Below are 17,862 nucleotides of genomic sequence, written 5' to 3'. Positions count from 1 at the left end.
GCCATGACCGATCGCACCGCCCGCCACCGCCTGCACGTCGCCACGCCGCTGTACCGCTTCATCGAGGACCGCGTGCTGCCCGGCACGGGCGTCTCCAGCGAGACCTTCTGGGCCGGCTTCGACGCCATCGTGCACGACCTCGCGCCGAAGAATGCCGCGTTGCTGGCCGAGCGGGATCGCCTGCAGGCGGAACTCGATGCCTGGCACCAGGCGAACCCGGGACCGATCACGGCGCCGAAGAAGTACCGAGCCTTCCTCGAGAAGATCGGCTACCTGGTGCCGGAAACGGGGAAGGTGAAGGCGACGACGAAGAACGTCGACGCCGAGCTGGCGCTGCAGGCCGGCCCGCAACTGGTGGTGCCGATCACCAACGCACGCTACGCGCTGAACGCCGCCAACGCCCGCTGGGGTTCGCTGTACGACGCGCTGTACGGCACCGACGCGATCAGCGAGGCCGACGGCTGCGAGAAGGTCGGTGGCTACAACCCGAAGCGCGGCGCCAAGGTGATCGAGTACGCCCGCTACGTGCTCGACCGCTGCGCGCCGCTCAGGAAGGGCTCGCACATCGACTCGACGGCCTACCGCGTGGTCGACAACAACCTGGTGGTGACGCTGAAGGACGGCACGACCGTGGGCCTGAAGAATCCGGCGCAGTTTGTCGGCTTCCAGGGCGAGATGGACGCGCCGTCGTCCGTGCTGCTGTCGCACCACGGTCTGCACATGGACATCCGCATCGACAAGCAGCATTCGATCGGCGCCACCGACCCGGCCGGTGTCGCCGACCTGGTGCTGGAGTCGGCGCTGTCCACCATCCTCGACCTCGAGGACTCCGTGGCGGTGGTCGATGCCGAGGACAAGGTGCTCGCCTACGGCAATTGGCTGGGCATCATCGAGGGCACGCTGACCGAGGAGGTGTCCAAGGGCGGCAAGACCTTCACCCGTGGCCTCAACCCCGACCGCCGCTACACCGGCCCGCGCGGCGAGGACGTGGTGCTGCACGGCCGCTCGCTGCTGTTCGTGCGCAACGTCGGCCACCTGATGAGCAACCCGGCGATCCTGTGGGGCGATGACCAGCGCGAGATCCCGGAAGGCATCATGGACGCGGTCATCACCACGACGATCGCCCTGCACGACCTGCAGCGCCACGGCAAGGACGGCATCACCAACTCGCGCACCGGCTCGGTGTACATCGTCAAGCCGAAGATGCACGGCCCGGCCGAGGTGGCCTTCGCCAGCGAGCTGTTCGGCCGCGTCGAGAAGCTGCTGGGCCTGCCCGACAGCACCGTGAAGCTGGGCATCATGGACGAGGAGCGACGCACCAGCGTCAACCTGAAGGCCTGCATCGCCGCGGCCGCGTCGCGCGTGGCCTTCATCAATACCGGATTCCTCGACCGCACCGGCGACGAGATGCACACCGCCATGCTGGCCGGCCCGATGCTGCGCAAGGGTGACATGAAGGCGAGCGCCTGGATCCAGGCCTACGAGCGCAACAACGTGCTGGTGGGCCTGTCGTGCGGCCTGCGCGGCAAGGCGCAGATCGGCAAGGGCATGTGGGCCATGCCCGACCTGATGGCGGCGATGCTGCAGCAGAAGATCGCCCATCCCAAGGCCGGCGCCAACACCGCCTGGGTGCCGAGCCCGACGGCGGCCACGCTGCACGCGCTGCACTACCACCAGGTGGATGTGTTCAAGGTGCAGAAGGAGCTGGAGAAGATCGACGCGGAGGCCGAGCGCGAGTCGCTGCTGTCGGGCCTGCTGTCGATTCCGGTGGTGAAGAAGCCGCAGTGGAGCGACGAGGAGAAGCAGCAGGAGCTGGACAACAATGCCCAGGGCATTCTGGGCTACGTGGTGCGCTGGGTCGACCAGGGCGTGGGCTGCTCCAAGGTGCCCGACATCCACAACGTCGGTCTGATGGAGGACCGCGCCACGCTGCGCATCAGCAGCCAGCACATCGCCAACTGGCTGCACCACGGGGTGGTGAGCAAGTCGCAGGTCAACGCGACGTTCCGGCGCATGGCCAAGGTGGTGGACAAGCAGAACGCCGGCGACCCGTTGTACCGGCCGATGGCCGGGAACTGGGACACCAGCCGTGCGTACCAGGCAGCGCTCGACCTCGTGTTCAAGGGCAAGGTGCAACCCAGCGGCTACACGGAGCCCCTGCTGCATGCCGCGCGGCTGCAGGTGAAGACGGCGACCGCACTGCCGCTGGCGCAGTCGGCCTGAGGCGAAAACAGCGAACCCGCGGGGGGACGGTAGCCGGCCAGCGCCGGGCCGCTCCCAGGCGGCCGGTTCACCCCCGCGGCCGGGGCGCCATCAGGTCGGCGTCGGGGTGCCGGCCATGCGGTCGTGCTTGAGGAAGTACCTGCGCGCGTGGGCCACGAGCTGGGCCTCGCTCGGATGGTCCACCGTCTCGTAGCCGACGACCTGCCTAGCCGTCTCGGCGCGGTGCTTGTCGAGGTAATGCTTGAAGTCTGCGGTGGCCGTGCGCGATCCCGTCACCAGCACCTCGGCGATGCCCTTGAGCGCATCGCACACTTCGCCGAAGAACTCGTGCTCGGTGCGCACCTTGCTGCCGTGGTAGGCGGTGTGGTGCGTGTGCGTCCTGATCTTCTGCGCCTGCACATGCTCGGCGTCGAACTGCAGGACCTGGGCGGTTTGGTGGTCGAGCCAGACCACGGCATGGAGGGACGTCACGAAGATCCTTTCTGTGTTGTGCGCTGACCGATCAGCCTGACGCCGATCGTGACCGCAGTCGGGCCGAGGCGGCTTGATGGCGGTCAACTCGGCAAAGGGCAAGTGCACAATGCTTCACTGCACGGACCCGCCCACGCATGGACACGCTCGGTCATGCCCTGTTCGACACGCCGCTCGGCGCCTGCGGCATCGCCTGGAGCGCGGCCGGCGTCACCGGCCTGCTGCTGCCCGGGGCCGATGCGGCGCGCACGCTGGCCGCGCTGCAGCGCCTCCACCCCGGCACGCCCAAGGCCGTGCCGCCCCCGGCCGTGCGGCGGGCGATTGCCGCGATCGCGGCGCTGCTGGACGGAGAAGCCGTCGACCTGGCGGATGTCGTGCTGGACATGGACGCCGTGCCGGACTTCCATCGCCGCGTCTACGCTGCGGCGCGCTGCAATCGGGCCGGGCCGCACCTGCACCTACGGCGAACTCGCCGCGCAATTGGGCGAGCCGGGCGCTGCGCGCGCCGTCGGCCAGGCCTTGGGCGCCAATCCGTTCGCGATCATCGTGCCCTGCCACCGCGTGCTCGCCGCCGCAGGACGCAGCGGCGGTTTCTCGGCGCCGGGCGGCGTGGCCACCAAGCTGCGCCTGCTGGAGATCGAAGGGGCGCGCTTCGGCGACCAGCCGTCGCTGTTCGATGCCGCCTCCTAGAATGCTCCGCCACTTGCCGTGGCCTGTTGCCCGGCCTGCGTCATGAACCTCGGCATCGACCAACTTCCCGACCGCTGCGACGTGCTCGTCGTGGGAGCCGGCCCGGCCGGCAGCGCCGCGGCCATCACGCTGGCGCGTGCCGGCATCGACGTGGTGCTTGTCGACCAGCACGCCTTCCCGCGCGACAAGGTCTGCGGCGACGGCCTGATCCCGGACGCGCACCGTGCGTTGCGCAAGCTCGGCGTGCTCGACGAGGTGATGGTTCAGGCCCGGGCGGCCACGCACGCCGGGCTGATCTCGCCGCGCGGCATCCGCGTGGACGTGCCGGGCACGCTGGCGGTGCTGCCGCGCCGCCAGCTCGACGAGATCGTCTGCCGAGCTGCTGTGGCCGCGGGGGCGAGGATGCATGCGCCGGTGCGCTTCGTCGCGCCCATCGAAGTGAACGGCGTGGTGGCGGGTGCGCGGCTCGTGCACGGCGACAGTGCAAGAGAGCTGCACTGCCGGTGGCTGGTGCTGGCCAGCGGCGCGGTGCCGCAGGCGCTGCTGGCTGCCGGCATGGCATTGCGCCAGGGGCCCAGTGGCGTGGCCCTGCGCGGCTATTTGAAGAACGATGCGATGCGCGGCCGCATCGACAAGCTCGAGGCGGTGTGGCATCGCGCGGTGGCCCCCGGCTACGGATGGATCTTTCCCTGCCGCGACGGTGTCTTCAACGTCGGCGTGGGGCTCGTCGACAGCCACGCCCGACAGCGCGAGGGCAGGGCCGTGAAGACCGACGTCAACCTGCGCGAGGTGTTCGACGCCTTCACGCGCGTCTATGCGCCGGCACGCGAGCTGGTGCAAGGCGGACAATGGCTCAGCGCGCTGAAGGGGGCGCCGCTGCGCACCACGCTGGAAGGGGCGCGCTTCTCGCGCCCCGGCCTGCTGGTCACCGGCGAGGCGGCCGGGAGCACCTACTCCTTCACCGGCGAGGGCATCGGCAAGGCGATGGAGACCGGCATGCTCGCGGCCGAGGCGCTGATCGCCGGCCGCGCCGCCGGCGATGCGTCGGTGCGCGCCGACTACGAATCGCGGCTGGCGGTGCTGCGGCCGCGCTTCCTGCTCTACGAGCGTGCCAACTGGGTGAACCGCCACCCCTGGCTGGCCGACTTCATTCTCTGGCGCGGCACGCGCAGCCCGCGGCTGCGGCGTCGCATGAGCGGGGTGCTCGACGAGTCCAGCAACCCGGGACATCTGCTCACCGTCAAGGGCTTTGCCCGACTGCTCACCGAGTAACCCCTGCCATGTGCCAGCTGCTCGGACTGAACGCCAACACGCCCACCGACGTGGTGTTCAGCTTCACCGGATTCAGCACGCGCGCCGAGGAGCACAAGGACGGCTTCGGCATCGCCTTCTTCGAAGGGCCGGGTGCCCGCGTGTTCGTCGACGCGCAGAGCGCACGCATTTCGCCGGTGGCCGAGATGGTGCGGCGCTATCCGATCAAGAGCCGCAACGTCATCGCCCACATCCGCAAGGCCACGCAGGGCCGCATCGCGCTGGAAAACACCCACCCGTTCCAGCGCGAGCTGTGGGGCCGCTACTGGGTGTTCGCGCACAACGGCGACCTGAAGCACTACGCGCCGCGGCTGCACGCCGGTTTCCGGCCGGTGGGCGACACCGACAGCGAGCGGGCCTTCTGCTGGCTGATGCAGGAGCTCGCCAAGGCGCACGCCGCCGTGCCCACGGTCGCGGAGCTCAGCGCGACGCTGCGCGAGCTGGTGCCCGGCATTGCCGCGCATGGCAGCTTCAACTTCATGCTCAGCAACGGCGAGGCGCTGTGGGCGCATTGCTCGACGAAGCTGAGCTGGCTGGTGCGCGAGCATCCGTTCCGCGCCGCGCGCCTGGCCGACGAGGACCTCAGCGTCGACTTCGCCTCCCTCACCACGCCCCGCGACCGCGTCGCCGTCGTCGTCACCGAGCCGCTGACCTGCGACGAGTGCTGGACGTCGCTGGCTCCGGGCGAGCTCGCCGTGTTCCGCGATGGCGCGCGACTGGACCTCCACTGATCCTGCCCCCATTCCGACCATGACCCTGCCTGCCACGCCCACGCCGAGCTTCGACACCTTCTACAAGTACGACGCCCTGACCCGGCTGCTGTTCGACTATGCGGACGCGTACCCCGGCCTGATCACGGTGGAGTCCATCGGCAAGAGCCACGAGGGCCGCGACATCTGGGTGGCCACGCTCACCAACACCGCCACCGGCGCGGCGAGCGACAAGCCGGCCTTCTGGGCCGATGGCAACATCCACGCCGCCGAGCTGACGGCGAGCACTGCGGTGCTGTACTTCCTGCACCAGCTCGTCAGCGGCTACGGCACGGATGTGCAGATCACGCAGCTGCTCGACACGCGCGCGCTCTACCTCTGCCCGCGCCTGAATCCAGACGGCGCCGAGCTGGCGCTGGCCGAGCGGCCGCGCCACATCCGCTCGTCGACGCGGCGCTATCCGTTCGACGAGGAGCCGGTCGAGGGTCTGACGATGGAGGACGTCGACGGCGACGGCCGCATGCTGACGATGCGCATCCCCGACCCGCACGGCACCTACAAGAAGAGCGATCAGGACCCGCGGCTGATGGTGCCGCGCGAGCCCGGCGAGTTCGGCGGCGAGTACTACCGGCTCATGCCCGAAGGCACGCTGAAGAACTGGGATGGCCTCACCGTGAAGGTCAACAAGGACGTCGAGGGGCTGGACCTGAACCGCAACTTCCCCGCCTTCTGGCGCCAGGAGTTCGAGCAGGTCGGCGCCGGACCCTACCCGACCAGCGAGCCCGAGGTGCGCGCGATGGTCGACTTCGTCGTCGCACATCCGAACATCGGCGCGGGGATCAGTTACCACACGCACAGCGGCGTGATCCTGCGTCCGATGGGCACCTGCAGCGACGACGACATGATTCCCGAGGACCTGTGGGCCTACCAGCGCTTCAGCAAGCTCGGCGAGAAGCTCACCGGCTACCCGGCGGTGAGCATCTGGCACGAGTTCAAGTACCACCCGAAGGAGGTCATCGGCGGCACGCAGGACTGGCTGTACGAGCATCTCGGCGCGTTGTTCTGGGTGGTGGAGATCTGGTCGCCCAACCAGGCGGCGGAGATCAAGGACTACAAGTGGATCGACTGGTTTCGCGAGCACCCTGTCGAGGACGACCTCAAGCTGCTCAAGTGGAGCGACGAGCAGTGCGCCGGCCAGGCCCATGTCGACTGGAAGCCGTTCCGCCACCCTCAGCTCGGCATGGTGGAAATCGGTGGCTGGGACAAGATGAACTACTGGCGCAACCCGCCGCCGCACCTGCGCGAGCGCGAGGCGGCACGGTTTCCGAAGTGGATGACGCAGCTCGCGCTGAGCCTGCCGAAGCTCGAGCTTCTGCGCACCGAAGTGCGCGCGCTCGGCCCCGAGACCTGGCGCGTGCGCATGGCAGTGGCCAACAGCGGCTGGCTGCCGGCCTACGTCAGCCAGCGCGCGCTGCAGCGCAAGGTGGTGCGCGGCGTGATGTTCGAGATCGTGCTGCCGCCGGGCGACGCGACCGTCACGCTGATCAGCGGCAAGGAGCGTATGGAAGGCCCGCAGCTCGAGGGCCACGCCCCGAAGAACTCGCAGATCGCCTTCCTGCCCAGTCGCGAGGTGACGGCCGACCGCGCCGTTGCCGAGTGGGTGGTGCGCGCGCCGCAGGGAACGCGTCTCGCCCTCGTCGCTCGTGCCGACCGCGCGGGCACCGTGCGCACCGAAGTCAGTCTTGACTGACCAGTAAATGGGCAAAACTCCCGGGTGCCCTGACGGCCTGCCCAGAAGTCTGCGCATTACTTCCGACACGCCGCACTTCACGCTCCCTAGGATCAGGTCCATGAAACAGTTGGATACGTGGCGTATCCGCTGAAGGACGTCGACCAGGGGCAGGCCCATGCAGCCTGCGGGAGCCGAAGGTGGGCCATCTGCTGCCATTCATCGACATCGTCGGGCGTCTTGCGCGCAATCTGCGCAGCCGGCTGGCGCTGAGGGTGGTCGCGCATCGTCTTCGCCGGCGGCAGCCGCGTGCTCAGCGGCGACGCCCTGTTCACCCAGTACCAGCCGATCTGGGACCCGCGCCTGACCTGGGCGAGCGGCCGCGTGCACTGGCGCCAGCCGCAGTACTGGCCCTCGGCCTGGAACGTGCCGGCAAGCACCTTCGTCAAGTCCTTCACCGACACCGTGCCGGCCATCCAGAGCCTGGTGACCTCGGGCGTGGTCAATGCCACCACCCTCGCTGGCAGCCGTTCCTTCAACGGCATGACCGGCCTGTTCATCCCCACGCCGGCGCTGGCGGGTTGGCTGGCCAGCGGCAGCGTGCTCGGCTCGGGCATCGTCATCAGCGAAGGCGTCGTGAGCAGCGAGTCCGGCGCGCCGGTGATCACCTGCGACAGCCGCTCGGCGACCAGCGGCGAGAACTGAGCGTCGCGCCCCCACGCGTCGGCCCCTTCCACGAACCGCGAAGCGACACCGTATGAGCAGCGGCACCGCCAACGTCACGGGCTCGGGCCCCTGGCGGCGCCTGCACGGCGCGCTGATGCCCGACTACAACCGCAAGGCCACCGTCTACTGGTGCGCCATGGTGACGATCGGGCTGCTGGTGCTCGCGCACTGTGTCGTCGAGGTGTCGCGGCTGCCGCGCGAGGCGCTGGTGCAGATCCTCGCCGGCGCGGCGATCGCCACGCTGGCTGGCTTCTTCCCGGTGCGCATCCCGCGCTCGACCAACTCCTTCGCCGCCGGCGAGATCTTCATCTTCCTGGTGCTGCTGCTGCACGGACCGGTCGCGGCCTCGCTGGCCGCTGCGGGCGAAGCGCTGGTCGGGTCCTGGCGAACCTCCAGGCGCTGGACCAGCCGCATCGCCAGCCCGGCGATGGCGATCGTGTCGATGTTCGTCGCCGGCTCGCTGCTCGATGCCGGCGTCCATCTGCTGCAGGCTCGCGGCTGGTACAGCGACGGCTTGCTGATGACCGCGGCGATGGTGTTCTCCGTCGCCTACTTCGTGCTCAACACGCTGCTGGCCACGCTGGTCATCCACCTCAAGTGCAACCAGCCACTGGTGCTGCGCGAGATGCTGTCCAACTTCGGTTGGGTGGCGATGGCCTACGCCGGCAGCGCCTCGGTGGCCGGCCTGCTCTTCCTCACCTTGGCGCAGTCGGGCCCGGGCGTGCTGATGGCGGTGGTGCCCATCGTCGGCATGCTGCTGGCCACGCTGCACTTCTTCTTCCGCCAGCAGGAGGCCGACGAGGCCGTGCGCCGCAGCCGCGTGGAGGCCGCCGAGCGCGAGGCCGCGCAGTCGGCGCTGCACGTGAAGGCGCTGGAGCTGAGCGAGCAGCGCTTCCACAGCGCCTTCACGCATGCCTCGATCGGCATGGCCCTGGTGTCCACCGACGGGAGCATCCGGCAAGTCAACCGCGCCATGATGGCGCTGCTCGGTGCGCAGGAGGAGGCGCTGGTCGGACAAAGGCTCGTGTCGCTGTTCCATCCGGGGGATGCCGAGGGCTTCGCGGCGCAGCTCGGCCGCGTGCAGCGCCGCGAGGCCGACGCATTCACCACCGAGCTGCGCTGCCGCCACCGCGACGGCAGCGATGTCTGGGTGGCGCTGAACGGCAGCTTCTTCGACGAGCCGGGCAGCGAGGCCTCCAGCCTGATCGTGCAGATGCAGGACATCACCGCGCGGCGCAGCGCCGAGTCACGCCTGCAGCACATCGCCTTCCACGACAGCCTGACCGGGCTGCCGAACCGATCGCGCTTCCACGAGCATCTCGCCGCGGCCATCGACGCCGGCAGGCAGGACGAGAACCGCCGCTTCGCGGTGATGTTCCTGGATTTCGACCGCTTCAAGCTGATCAACGACAGCATGGGCCACAGCGCCGGCGACGCCTTCCTGATCCAGGTGGCGCGGCGCATCCGCGACCACGTGCGCCCGGGCGACGTGGTCGCACGGCTCGGCGGCGACGAGTTCGCCGTCCTGTGCGCAGACCTCGAACGCGAGGCCCATGCCGTCACGCTGGCCGAGCGGCTGCAACGGGCGCTGGCCGAGCCGCTGCAGATTGCCGGCACCGAGATCGCCACCAGCGCGAGCATCGGCATCACCTTCAGCACCATCGGCTACCAGCTGCCCGAAGAGGTGCTGCGCGACGCCGACATCGCGATGTACCGTGCCAAGGCGGCCGGCAAGGCGCGCCACGCGCTGTTCGACGCCGGGCTGCACCAGCAGGTCACCGACCGTGTGCGGCTGGAGGGCGACCTGCGTCGCGCCATCGAGAGCGGCCAGCTGACGGTGGCCTACCAGCCCTTGTTCAACCTCGCCACGGGGGTGCTCACCGGCTTCGAGGCGCTGGCGCGCTGGCCGCATCCGGTGCAGGGCCTGATCAGCCCGGCGGTGTTCATCCCCATCGCCGAGGAGTCGGCGCTGATCGCGCCGCTGACCGACTTCATGCTCGACTCCGCCTGCCGCCAGATCAAGCTCTGGCAGGCGCGCAGCGAGACCTTCGCCGGCCTGACGATGCAGGTCAACGTGTCCGGCCACGACATTGCCGACAGCGGTTTCGCGCAGCGCGTCACGCGCGCCATCGTCGCGGCTCGGCTGCAGCCCAGCCAATTGACGCTGGAACTGACCGAGAACGTGCTGATGGACCGTGTCCACGGCGCGGTCGACACACTGTCACGCCTGCGCGAGCTTGGCGTGGGCCTGTCGATCGACGACTTCGGCACCGGCTATTCGTCGCTGAGCTACCTGTCGACGCTGCCGATCGACAGCCTGAAGATCGACGCCTCGTTCGTGCACGCCTTGCGCAGCGGCTCCAAGGAGGCCGAGGTGGTGCGCGCCATCGTCACGCTGGGCGCGTCGCTGGGCAAAGCGGTGATCGCCGAAGGCATCGAGACCGAGTCGCAGCTCGCCCAGCTGCGCAACATGGGCTGCGAGTCCGGCCAGGGCTACCACCTGTCGCGCCCGCTGGTGGCCGAGAACGTCGAGCTGCTGCTCGACCGCATCGAATCGGACTGCTGGGCCGGCCAGCCTGGCCGGCTCGCCCGCCCGATGCTGCATCACTGAGCCGTTCAGTCCTCGAGATCGCGGCTGGAGGCCGGTCGCGACACCACCGGCGCCGCCTCGAACGCCTCGCGCCACGCACGCCGGGGCAGGAAGCTGCGCAACTGGTCGATGGCGCGCTCGATCAGGCGCGGGTCCAGGTCGTGGCCGATGCCGGGCAGCACGTCGGCGGTGACGTCGCCGCCGAGCGCGACCAGGCGGCGGGCGGCCTCCACCGCCGGTTCGGGCGGCACCACGCGGTCGTCCATGCCGTGCAACAGGTGCACGCAGGTGTCGCGCGGCGCATGGTCGGGCAAGGTGGCGTGACGGCCCGAGAAGGCGAGCACGCGTCCGGCCAGCGCCGGCTCGGCCTGCACCGCCTCGAGCGCCATGATCGCGCCCTGCGAGAAGCCGAACAGCGCGGTGCGCGGCCAGTCCATCGCGAAGCGCAGCTGCAGCGCACGCACGGCGGCGACGAAGCGAGGCAGCGCGGCGGCAACACGCTGCGGGCGGTTGTCGTCGGTGATGCCCTGGATGGAGAACCACTGCTTGCCGCCGCTGCCCGGGGCGGCGTCGAAGTCGTCGGGGGCATCGATGCACAGCACGGCAGCCTGCGGGTACTCCTGCGCCAGGCGCTGCGCGAGCACGGTCATGTGCTCGGCGGTCGCACCCACGCCGTGAAAGAGCAGGAACAGCAACTCGGGATCGCCGGAGTCCGGCAGGCGGGCGAGCACGGTGGTCATGCCGCCAGTGTGCCGCAGCGGCGCCGCTAGAATCCGCCCCCTCTTGGAAGCCTTTCTCGTCTCGACCGGCATCGTCGCCCTGGGTGAAATGGGCGACAAGACGCAACTGCTCGCGCTGCTGCTGGCGGCGAAGTTCCGCCGGCCCGTGCCGATCGTGCTGGGCATCCTGGTGGCCACGCTGGTCAACCACGCGCTGGCCGGCGTGGTCGGCGACTGGATCGCGCGCGCGCTCGGGCCGGACCTGCTGCGCTGGGTGATCGGCCTGTCCTTCATCGCCATGGCGGTGTGGATGCTGGTGCCCGACAAGATCGACGAGGCCGAGGGCGGCATACAGCGTTTCGGCGTGTTCGGCACCACCGTCGTCGCCTTCTTCCTCGCCGAGATGGGCGACAAGACGCAGATCGCCACCGTGGCGCTGGCGGCGCGCTATGCCGACCTCGTCGCCGTGGTGGCCGGCACCACGCTGGGCATGATGATCGCCAACGTGCCGGCCGTGCTGCTCGGCGACGCGGTGGCGAAGAAGGTCTCGATGACGCTGGTGCACGGCATCGCGGCGCTGATCTTCGCCGTGCTGGGTGCCTTGACGCTGCTCAACGTCGGCAGGCTGTTCTGAGCGCTGGCCACGCTGCCGTACCATGGGCGGCCGCCCACCGCGAGACCCCATGCAGCTCCTCATCAACGGCACCCTGCGCAACCTTCCCGACGACGCCATCGCACCCGACATGCCGCTGCTGTGGGCGCTGCGCGACGTGCTCAATCTCACCGGCACCAAGTTCGGCTGCGGCGTGGCAGCGTGCGGCGCCTGCACGGTCCAGGTGGACGGGCAGCCGCAGCGGTCCTGCGTGACGCCGCTGTCGGCGGTGGTCGGCCGGCGCATTCGCACCATCGAGGGCCTCGGCGACGACGGCAAGCCGCACGCGCTGCAGCAGGCGTGGCTGGCCCAGCAGGTGCCGCAGTGCGGCTACTGCCAGAGCGGCATGCTGATGGCCGCCGTGGCGCTGCTGGAGCGCCAGCCCCGGCCCAGCGATGCAGACATCGACGCGGCGATCACCAACCTGTGCCGCTGCGGCAGCTATCCGCGCGTGCGCGCCGCCATCCACGCCGCGGCGGCCGAGCTGCGCGGCCGCCGCGCATGAGGCGCCGCAGCCTGCTGCTCGCCGCGACCGCAACGACGGGCGCGCTCGTCGTCGGCTGGGGGCTGCTGCCGCCGCGCAGCCGCCTCGGCCGCGCCGACCGCCTGGCCGACGGCGAAGGCCGCATCGCGCTGAACGGCTGGATCAGCATCGCGACCGACGGCCACGTGGTGCTGGCGATGAACCGCAGCGAAATGGGCCAGGGCGTGCACACCGCGCTGGCCATGCTGGTCGCCGAGGAGCTCGACGTGCCGCTGGCGAGCGTCGAACTGGTCGATGCCGGCGCCGACGCCATCTACGGCAACGTTGCCGCGCTGGTCGCCAGCCTGCCCGTGCATCCGCGCGACGGCGAGCCCGGCCGGGAGACGCGCGGCGTGCGCCTCGGCCGCTGGCTGGTCGGCAAGGTCGCGCGCGAACTCGGCCTCAGCCTGACCGGCGGATCGACGAGCGTGGCCGACGCCTGGGAGCCGCTGCGCCTGGCCGCCGCCACGGCACGTGCGCAGCTGCTCGGCGCGGCTTCGCTGAGCTGGAAGCTGCCGGTCGACGAACTGACGGTCGCCGAAGGCATCGTCTCGCATGCCGGCGACGGTCAGCGCGCGCATTACGGCGAGCTGGTGCGCATGGCGGTGGCCACGCCGCCCGGCCAGGTCAGGCTCAAGCCGCGCGAGGACTGGAGGCTCATCGGACGTGCGGCGCCGCGCATCGACCTGCCGGCGAAGGTGAACGGCACGGCGGTGTTCGGCATCGACACGCGAGTGCCCGACATGGTCTACGCGGTGGTGCGCCACTGTCCGATGCTCGGCGGCAGCCCCGGGCGTGTCGACGTCGAGCCGGCAATGCGCCTGCCCGGTGTCGAGCGAGTCGTGCGGCTCGGCCCGCAGGCCGGTTCGACGCCGGCGCTGGCGGTGATCGGCCGCAGCACCTGGCACGCGCGGCGTGGCGCCGAGGCGCTGGTGATCGACTGGCATCCGCCGCCGGCCGGCACGCTGGACAGCGCGCGCATCGCCGAGTCACTCGAGGCCAGCGCCCGCGAGGCCGCGGCGCGCGACGAGGGTTTCGCCTTCCACCGCCGCGGCGAACCCGACGAGGCGCTCCAGGGCGCGGCCCGGCGCGTCGAGGCGTTGTACCGCGCGCCGTACCTCGCGCATGCGGCGATGGAGCCGATCAACTGCACCGCGCGCGTCGCCGACGGTCGCGTCGAGCTGTGGGCGCCGACGCAGGTGCCGAGCTTTGCGCGTGCGATCGCCGCGCGCGTGGCCGGCGTGCCGGAGGAGAACGTCGACCTGCACGTTACCTACCTCGGCGGCGGCTTCGGCCGGCGCCTGGAAGTGGACGTCGTCGGCCAGGCGGTGCGCGTCGCGCTCGAGACCGGCGGGCGGCCGGTGCAGCTCGTCTGGCCGCGCGAGGAGGATCTCACCCACGACTTCTATCGCCCCGCCGCTGCGGCATTCCTGCAGGCCGGGCTCGCTGCCGACGGCCGCCTGCTCGCGCTGAAGATCACCAGCGCCGGCGACGCGATCACGCCGCGCTTCATGGAGCGCAACGCACCCTCGCTGGCCGGCCCGATCGAGCTGCCGGACAAGACGACCAGCGAGGGCCTGTTCGACCTGCCCTACGCGGTGCCGCACCAGCGCATCGCGCATGTCGCCACGCACAGTGGCGTGCCGGTGGGCAACTGGCGCTCCGTGGGCCACTCGCACAATGCCTTCTTCAGCGAAGGCTTCATCGACGAGCTCGCGCAGGCCGCCGGGCAGGATCCGGTGGCGTTCCGTCTGGGCATGCTCGCCGACATGCCGCGCCATGCCGCCGTGCTGCGTCTGGCCGCCGAGCGCGCCGGCTGGGACAAGCCCCTGCCTGCCGGCTTGGCGCGCGGCGTGGCGCTGCACGAGAGCTTCGGCAGCATCGTCGCGCAGGTGATCGAGGCCTCGCTCGTCGACGGCAAGCCGGTGGTGCGCCGGGTCGTCTGCGCGGCCGACGTCGGCACCGTGGTCAACCCGGGCATCGTCGCGCAGCAGATGGAAAGCGCCATCGTGTTCGGCCTGTCGGCGGCGCTGACCGGCCGCATCGACATCGTCGGCAGCAGGGTGCAGCAGACCAACTTCCCCAACCACCCGATCCTCACGCTGGCGCAGACGCCGCGCATCGAGACCCACCTGATCGACAGCACGAACCCGCCCTCCGGCGTGGGCGAGCCCGCGACGCCGCCGCTGGCGCCGGCACTGGCCAATGCGCTGTTCGCGCTGACGGGAAGGCGCTGGCGCGAGCTGCCGCTGGCCAACTGATCAAGCCGCGGTCGTGCGCCGCAGCCAGCGCGCCAGCGTCGCGCGCAGGCGGCCCACGTCGATCGGCTTGGTGAGGAAGTCGTTCATGCCCGCTGCCAGCGCCTCGTCGCGTTCCGAGGTCAGCGCCGCGGCAGTCAGCGCGATGATCGGAAGCGTCTCGGCGTCGAAGCGCTCGCGCAGCCGGCGCACCGCGGCGTGGCCGCTCATCACCGGCATGTGCACGTCCATCAGCACCAGGTCGAAGGGGCGGCCAGCGGCCACCGCGGCCTCCGCCGCCTCGACGGCCGCTGCGCCGTCACCCGCCTGCGAGACGTCGAGCCCCCACTGTTCGAGCATGGCCACCGCGATCAGCATGTTGACCGGGTTGTCCTCGGCGATCAGAACGCGCCCGCCCTGCAGCGGCGCGAGCGTGTCGGTGCCCGCCTCCTGCTGCGGCGGCTCGGAGGCGGGCAGCGGCAGGTCGGCCCAGAAGGCGCTGCCGTAGCCCGGGGCGCTGTTCACGCCCACGCTGCCGCCCATCAGTTGCGCCAGCTCGCGGCAAATCGACAGGCCGAGCCCGGTGCCGCCATAGCGCCGCGTCGTCGAGTCGTCGGCCTGTGAGAACGGCGTGAACAGGCGCCGCTGCGTTTGTTCGTCGATGCCGGGGCCGGTGTCGTGCACCGCCAGGCGGATCGTCTCGCCGCGCAGCGTGGCCTCGATACGCACGCTGCCGCGCTCGGTGAACTTGATCGCGTTGGCGACCAGGTTGGTGAGGATCTGCCGCACGCGCAGCGGGTCGCCGCGCACCGTCTGCGGCAACGCATCGGCGACGGACAGCACCAGCGCCAGACCCTTGCCCTCGGCCAGCGACAGGTAGGCGTGGTGCACCGCGGCCAGCGTGTCGCGCAGGCCGAAAGGCACGTCCTCCAGCGTGATGCGCCCGGCCTCCACCTTGGACAGGTCGAGGATGTCCGAGATGATGCCGGCCAGGCTCTGCGTGCTGTCGACGATCTGCGCGAGGTACTGCTGCCGTCGCGGGTCCGACAGGCCCGGCTGCATCGCCAGCCGTGCCAGGCCGAGCAGGCCGTTGAGCGGGGTGCGGATCTCGTGGCTGGTGTTGGCGAGGAAGGCGCTCTTCGCGCGGCTGGCGGCTTCGGCGGCGTCGCGCGCGTCGGCCAGCGCCTGCTGCGTCTGGCGCCGCTCGGTGATGTCCTCGGCCGACCAGATCGTGCCGCCGCCGATCGGGTTCGACGGGTCGACCGACTGCGCCTGCAGCAGGCACCAGAACAGGCTGCCGTCGCGCCGCTTGAGCTGGGTCTCGCACTCGTAGCCGTGCCGGTGGCGCAGCTTCGTCACCGCCTGGCGGCGCATGCGCTGGAATTCCGACGGCTCGGGCCACAGCACGCTGAGCGTGTTGCTGCGCAATTCGTCCTCGCTCCAGCCGAACATCTCGCGGTGTCGCGCGTTGATGCGCACGATGCGCTGCTCGCGCACGAAGGCGATTGCCAGCGACACGGTGTTGAGAATGGCCTCCACCTCCAGTCGCGTCTGCTCGTTGGCGCTGACGTCGCGCGCGGCGAGCACGAGGAAGCGCTGGCCGTCGAAATCGAAGCCCGCGCCCGACACCAGCATCGGGATGCGCCGCCCGTCGCGGCGGCGCAAGCTCAGCGGCAGGCCCTGCACGCTGCCCTGGCGGCGCACCGCATCGACGAAGGCGTTGCGCTCGCCGGTCTGGTGCCAGATGCCCAGCTCTTCGGCCGTGCGGCCGATGACCTCCTCGCGGCGGTAGCCGGACACCTGCAGGAAGCAGTCGTTGACGAGCGTGAAGCGACCGCTGTCGAGCTCCGTCAGCGTGAGGCAGTCGGGGCTGGTGGCGAACAGGTGCGACAGCAGCGCCTCGGAGCGTCGCAGCGCCGCCTCGGCGGCCTTGCGTGCGGTGATGTCGACGTAGATGGTCAGCAGGGCCGGACCAGCCACGCTGTCGACGCACACCGCGGTGGCCTGGACCGCGAACGGCCGGCCGTCGAGCGCCTGCATTGGATAGTCGATCACCGGCAGTGCCTCGCCCACCTCGAGACGCTCGGCTGCGGCGAGGCGCTCGCGGATGGTCTGGCGCAGGTCGGCCGTGGCCAGGTGATCGAGCAGAGCGTTCCCCTTCATGGCCTCGGCATCGCGGTAGCCGAACAGCTTCGCGGCGGCCTCGTTGGCATCGAGCACGGTGCCGCGGCGGTGCAGCACCAGCGGCGAGGGCGAGCGTGCGAACAGCGTGCGGTAGCGCGACTCGCTGGCCGCCACCGCCTGCTGCGCACGTACCTGCGCGGTGACGTCGCGCCCCACGCCCCAGAAGCCCTGGAACACGCCGGCGGCGTCGAACTTGGGCTCGCCGCTGAGCGCCACGTGGCGCAGCCGCCCCTGCGCGTCGACGGTGGTGGTGAGCAGATTGCTGAACGGGCGGTGCGCTTCCAGGTCGGCACGGTGCTCGTCGAGCTGCGCGTCGTCCAGCCCGAGGCCGGTGTGCTCCCAGGGGGTGCGGCCGAGCATGCGCTGCGGCGAGCGCGCCGCCGCACCGGCGCGGCTCTCGGTGACGCGGGTGAAGCGGAACTCCTCGTCCTGCTCCCAGTACCAGTCGACGGCGATGCCGAGCAGTTCGCGAAAGCGCCGCTCGCGCTCGGCACTCTCGGCCAGGTAATGGTCGATGACGCGGGCGATTAGCGCACCGCCCGCCACACCGCCGCCGAGCAGCAACCAGTGGATGACCATCAGCACGGCCACCGAACTGTGGCCGGACGGCGGGGGCAGCAGGCCGCTCAGGTGCGCCGCGCCGAGCCCGGCCACGCCGAGCGCGCACAGTGCGGCGAAGGCCAGCCCGCGGCGCAGACCGGCCACGGCGCCGAGCAGGCAGAGCACCAGCGCGTTGAATCCGATCGCCGGGCTGCGCAGGCCATCGTGCAGGGTCACGCTGGTGGCCACGGCCATCACCAGCGCGAGCACCGAGACCGCGAACAGCCCGCCGTACAGCGGGAAGTCCGGGAGGCGGCTGCGACGCAGCAGTTCGGCCGAGAACAGCGCGAAGGCGAGGAAGGCGGCACCCATGACGGCGCGCTCGGCCAGCCCCAGATCGGCGGGCACGAGCGCGAAGATCAGCGTCGCCGCGACGCCGATGGCGCAGGCGATGCCGAAGAACATCGGGCCGACCAGGCGCCGCACTGCATCTGGCGCCGGCACTGCCGGCACGCGGGGGCGAAGGCTCATCTGTCTCGTCCCCGCAAGGGGAGGTG

At 70.7% G+C, this 17,862-nt stretch carries 14 protein-coding genes; 10 read left to right on the top strand and 4 right to left on the bottom strand.

The annotated features are described in order from the left end of the window. The first annotated feature begins 3 nt into the window (after window positions 1–3). A complete protein-coding gene (locus Q0599_RS20890) occupies window positions 4–2,223 on the top strand; it encodes a malate synthase G (protein ID WP_298833879.1) in 2,220 nt (739 codons plus the stop codon). A 90-nt stretch (window positions 2,224–2,313) separates the two neighbouring features. On the opposite strand, the gene Q0599_RS20885 is transcribed toward Q0599_RS20890, so the two are convergent. Both Q0599_RS20885 and Q0599_RS26225 read right to left on the bottom strand, forming a co-directional pair. After that, on the bottom strand, window positions 2,314–2,694 hold the full coding sequence (locus Q0599_RS20885) for a hypothetical protein (protein ID WP_298833876.1): 381 nt from the start codon (window positions 2,692–2,694) through the stop codon (window positions 2,314–2,316). Window positions 2,695–2,777: 83 nt separating this feature from the next. Further along, a complete protein-coding gene (locus Q0599_RS26225; RefSeq protein ID WP_367180980.1) occupies window positions 2,778–3,101 on the bottom strand; it encodes a hypothetical protein in 324 nt (107 codons plus the stop codon). A 73-nt stretch (window positions 3,102–3,174) separates the two neighbouring features. Between Q0599_RS26225 and Q0599_RS26220 the strand changes: the two genes are divergently transcribed. From Q0599_RS26220 to Q0599_RS20855, 6 genes are all read left to right on the top strand, one after another. After that, a complete protein-coding gene (locus tag Q0599_RS26220; protein ID WP_367180979.1) occupies window positions 3,175–3,384 on the top strand; it encodes a methylated-DNA--[protein]-cysteine S-methyltransferase in 210 nt (69 codons plus the stop codon). A gap of 42 nt (window positions 3,385–3,426) precedes the next feature. Further along, window positions 3,427–4,656, top strand: a complete 1,230-nt coding sequence (locus tag Q0599_RS20875) for an NAD(P)/FAD-dependent oxidoreductase (RefSeq protein ID WP_298833873.1) — start codon at window positions 3,427–3,429, stop codon at window positions 4,654–4,656. Between the two features lie 8 nt (window positions 4,657–4,664). After that, complete coding sequence (locus Q0599_RS20870; protein ID WP_298833870.1) at window positions 4,665–5,426, top strand: class II glutamine amidotransferase; 762 nt, start codon at window positions 4,665–4,667, stop codon at window positions 5,424–5,426. A gap of 19 nt (window positions 5,427–5,445) precedes the next feature. Next, entirely contained in the window at window positions 5,446–7,155 is a 1,710-nt protein-coding gene (locus Q0599_RS20865) for a M14 family metallopeptidase (RefSeq protein WP_298833867.1), read from the top strand. 288 nt (window positions 7,156–7,443) lie between these two features. Further along, on the top strand, window positions 7,444–7,839 hold the full coding sequence (locus Q0599_RS20860) for a hypothetical protein (RefSeq protein ID WP_298833864.1): 396 nt from the start codon (window positions 7,444–7,446) through the stop codon (window positions 7,837–7,839). 52 nt (window positions 7,840–7,891) lie between these two features. Beyond that, entirely contained in the window at window positions 7,892–10,471 is a 2,580-nt protein-coding gene (locus tag Q0599_RS20855) for an EAL domain-containing protein (RefSeq protein WP_298833861.1), read from the top strand. 5 nt (window positions 10,472–10,476) lie between these two features. Here the strand turns inward: Q0599_RS20855 and ypfH are convergent, their stop codons facing one another. Further along, a complete protein-coding gene (ypfH, locus tag Q0599_RS20850) occupies window positions 10,477–11,190 on the bottom strand; it encodes an esterase (protein WP_298833858.1) in 714 nt (237 codons plus the stop codon). A 43-nt stretch (window positions 11,191–11,233) separates the two neighbouring features. On the opposite strand from ypfH, the gene Q0599_RS20845 reads away from it, so the two are divergent. The 3 genes from Q0599_RS20845 to Q0599_RS20835 all read left to right on the top strand — a co-directional run bounded on the left by Q0599_RS20845 (window position 11,234) and on the right by Q0599_RS20835 (window position 14,605). Next, complete coding sequence (locus Q0599_RS20845) at window positions 11,234–11,803, top strand: TMEM165/GDT1 family protein (protein WP_298833855.1); 570 nt, start codon at window positions 11,234–11,236, stop codon at window positions 11,801–11,803. A 109-nt stretch (window positions 11,804–11,912) separates the two neighbouring features. Beyond that, window positions 11,913–12,326: a (2Fe-2S)-binding protein gene (locus Q0599_RS20840; RefSeq protein ID WP_298834115.1), complete on the top strand. Its 414-nt coding sequence runs from the start codon at window positions 11,913–11,915 to the stop codon at window positions 12,324–12,326. Continuing rightward, a complete protein-coding gene (locus Q0599_RS20835) occupies window positions 12,323–14,605 on the top strand; it encodes a molybdopterin cofactor-binding domain-containing protein (RefSeq protein WP_298833852.1) in 2,283 nt (760 codons plus the stop codon). The genes Q0599_RS20840 and Q0599_RS20835 overlap by 4 nt, the downstream gene beginning before the upstream one ends. Here Q0599_RS20835 and Q0599_RS20830 read toward each other — a convergent pair whose 3' ends face one another. After that, the gene (locus Q0599_RS20830) at window positions 14,606–17,836 is read right to left on the bottom strand and encodes a PAS domain S-box protein (protein ID WP_298833849.1); all 3,231 of its coding nucleotides are present in this window, start codon (window positions 17,834–17,836) and stop codon (window positions 14,606–14,608) included. Window positions 17,837–17,862 lie beyond the last annotated feature (26 nt).

The sequence above is a fragment of the uncultured Piscinibacter sp. genome (assembly GCF_937952055.1).
Lineage (GTDB): Bacteria > Pseudomonadota > Gammaproteobacteria > Burkholderiales > Burkholderiaceae_C > Piscinibacter.
The sequence above is the reverse complement of the archived record's forward strand: the minus strand, read 5'-3'. Positions and strand labels throughout refer to the sequence as shown.

Excerpts from the sequence above, each read along its gene's own strand:
- Q0599_RS26225 (WP_367180980.1), bottom strand. The coding sequence starts at position 3,101 with ATGGAAGTCCGGCACGGCGTCCATGTCCAGCACGACATCCGCCAGGTC.
- Q0599_RS20890 (WP_298833879.1), top strand. The coding sequence starts at position 4 with ATGACCGATCGCACCGCCCGCCACCGCCTGCACGTCGCCACGCCGCTG.
- ypfH (WP_298833858.1), bottom strand. The coding sequence starts at position 11,190 with ATGACCACCGTGCTCGCCCGCCTGCCGGACTCCGGCGATCCCGAGTTG.
- Q0599_RS20855 (WP_298833861.1), top strand. The coding sequence starts at position 7,892 with ATGAGCAGCGGCACCGCCAACGTCACGGGCTCGGGCCCCTGGCGGCGC.
- Q0599_RS20870 (WP_298833870.1), top strand. The coding sequence starts at position 4,665 with ATGTGCCAGCTGCTCGGACTGAACGCCAACACGCCCACCGACGTGGTG.
- Q0599_RS20865 (WP_298833867.1), top strand. The coding sequence starts at position 5,446 with ATGACCCTGCCTGCCACGCCCACGCCGAGCTTCGACACCTTCTACAAG.
- Q0599_RS20875 (WP_298833873.1), top strand. The coding sequence starts at position 3,427 with ATGAACCTCGGCATCGACCAACTTCCCGACCGCTGCGACGTGCTCGTC.
- Q0599_RS20840 (WP_298834115.1), top strand. The coding sequence starts at position 11,913 with ATGCCGCTGCTGTGGGCGCTGCGCGACGTGCTCAATCTCACCGGCACC.
- Q0599_RS20830 (WP_298833849.1), bottom strand. The coding sequence starts at position 17,836 with ATGAGCCTTCGCCCCCGCGTGCCGGCAGTGCCGGCGCCAGATGCAGTG.
- Q0599_RS20835 (WP_298833852.1), top strand. The coding sequence starts at position 12,323 with ATGAGGCGCCGCAGCCTGCTGCTCGCCGCGACCGCAACGACGGGCGCG.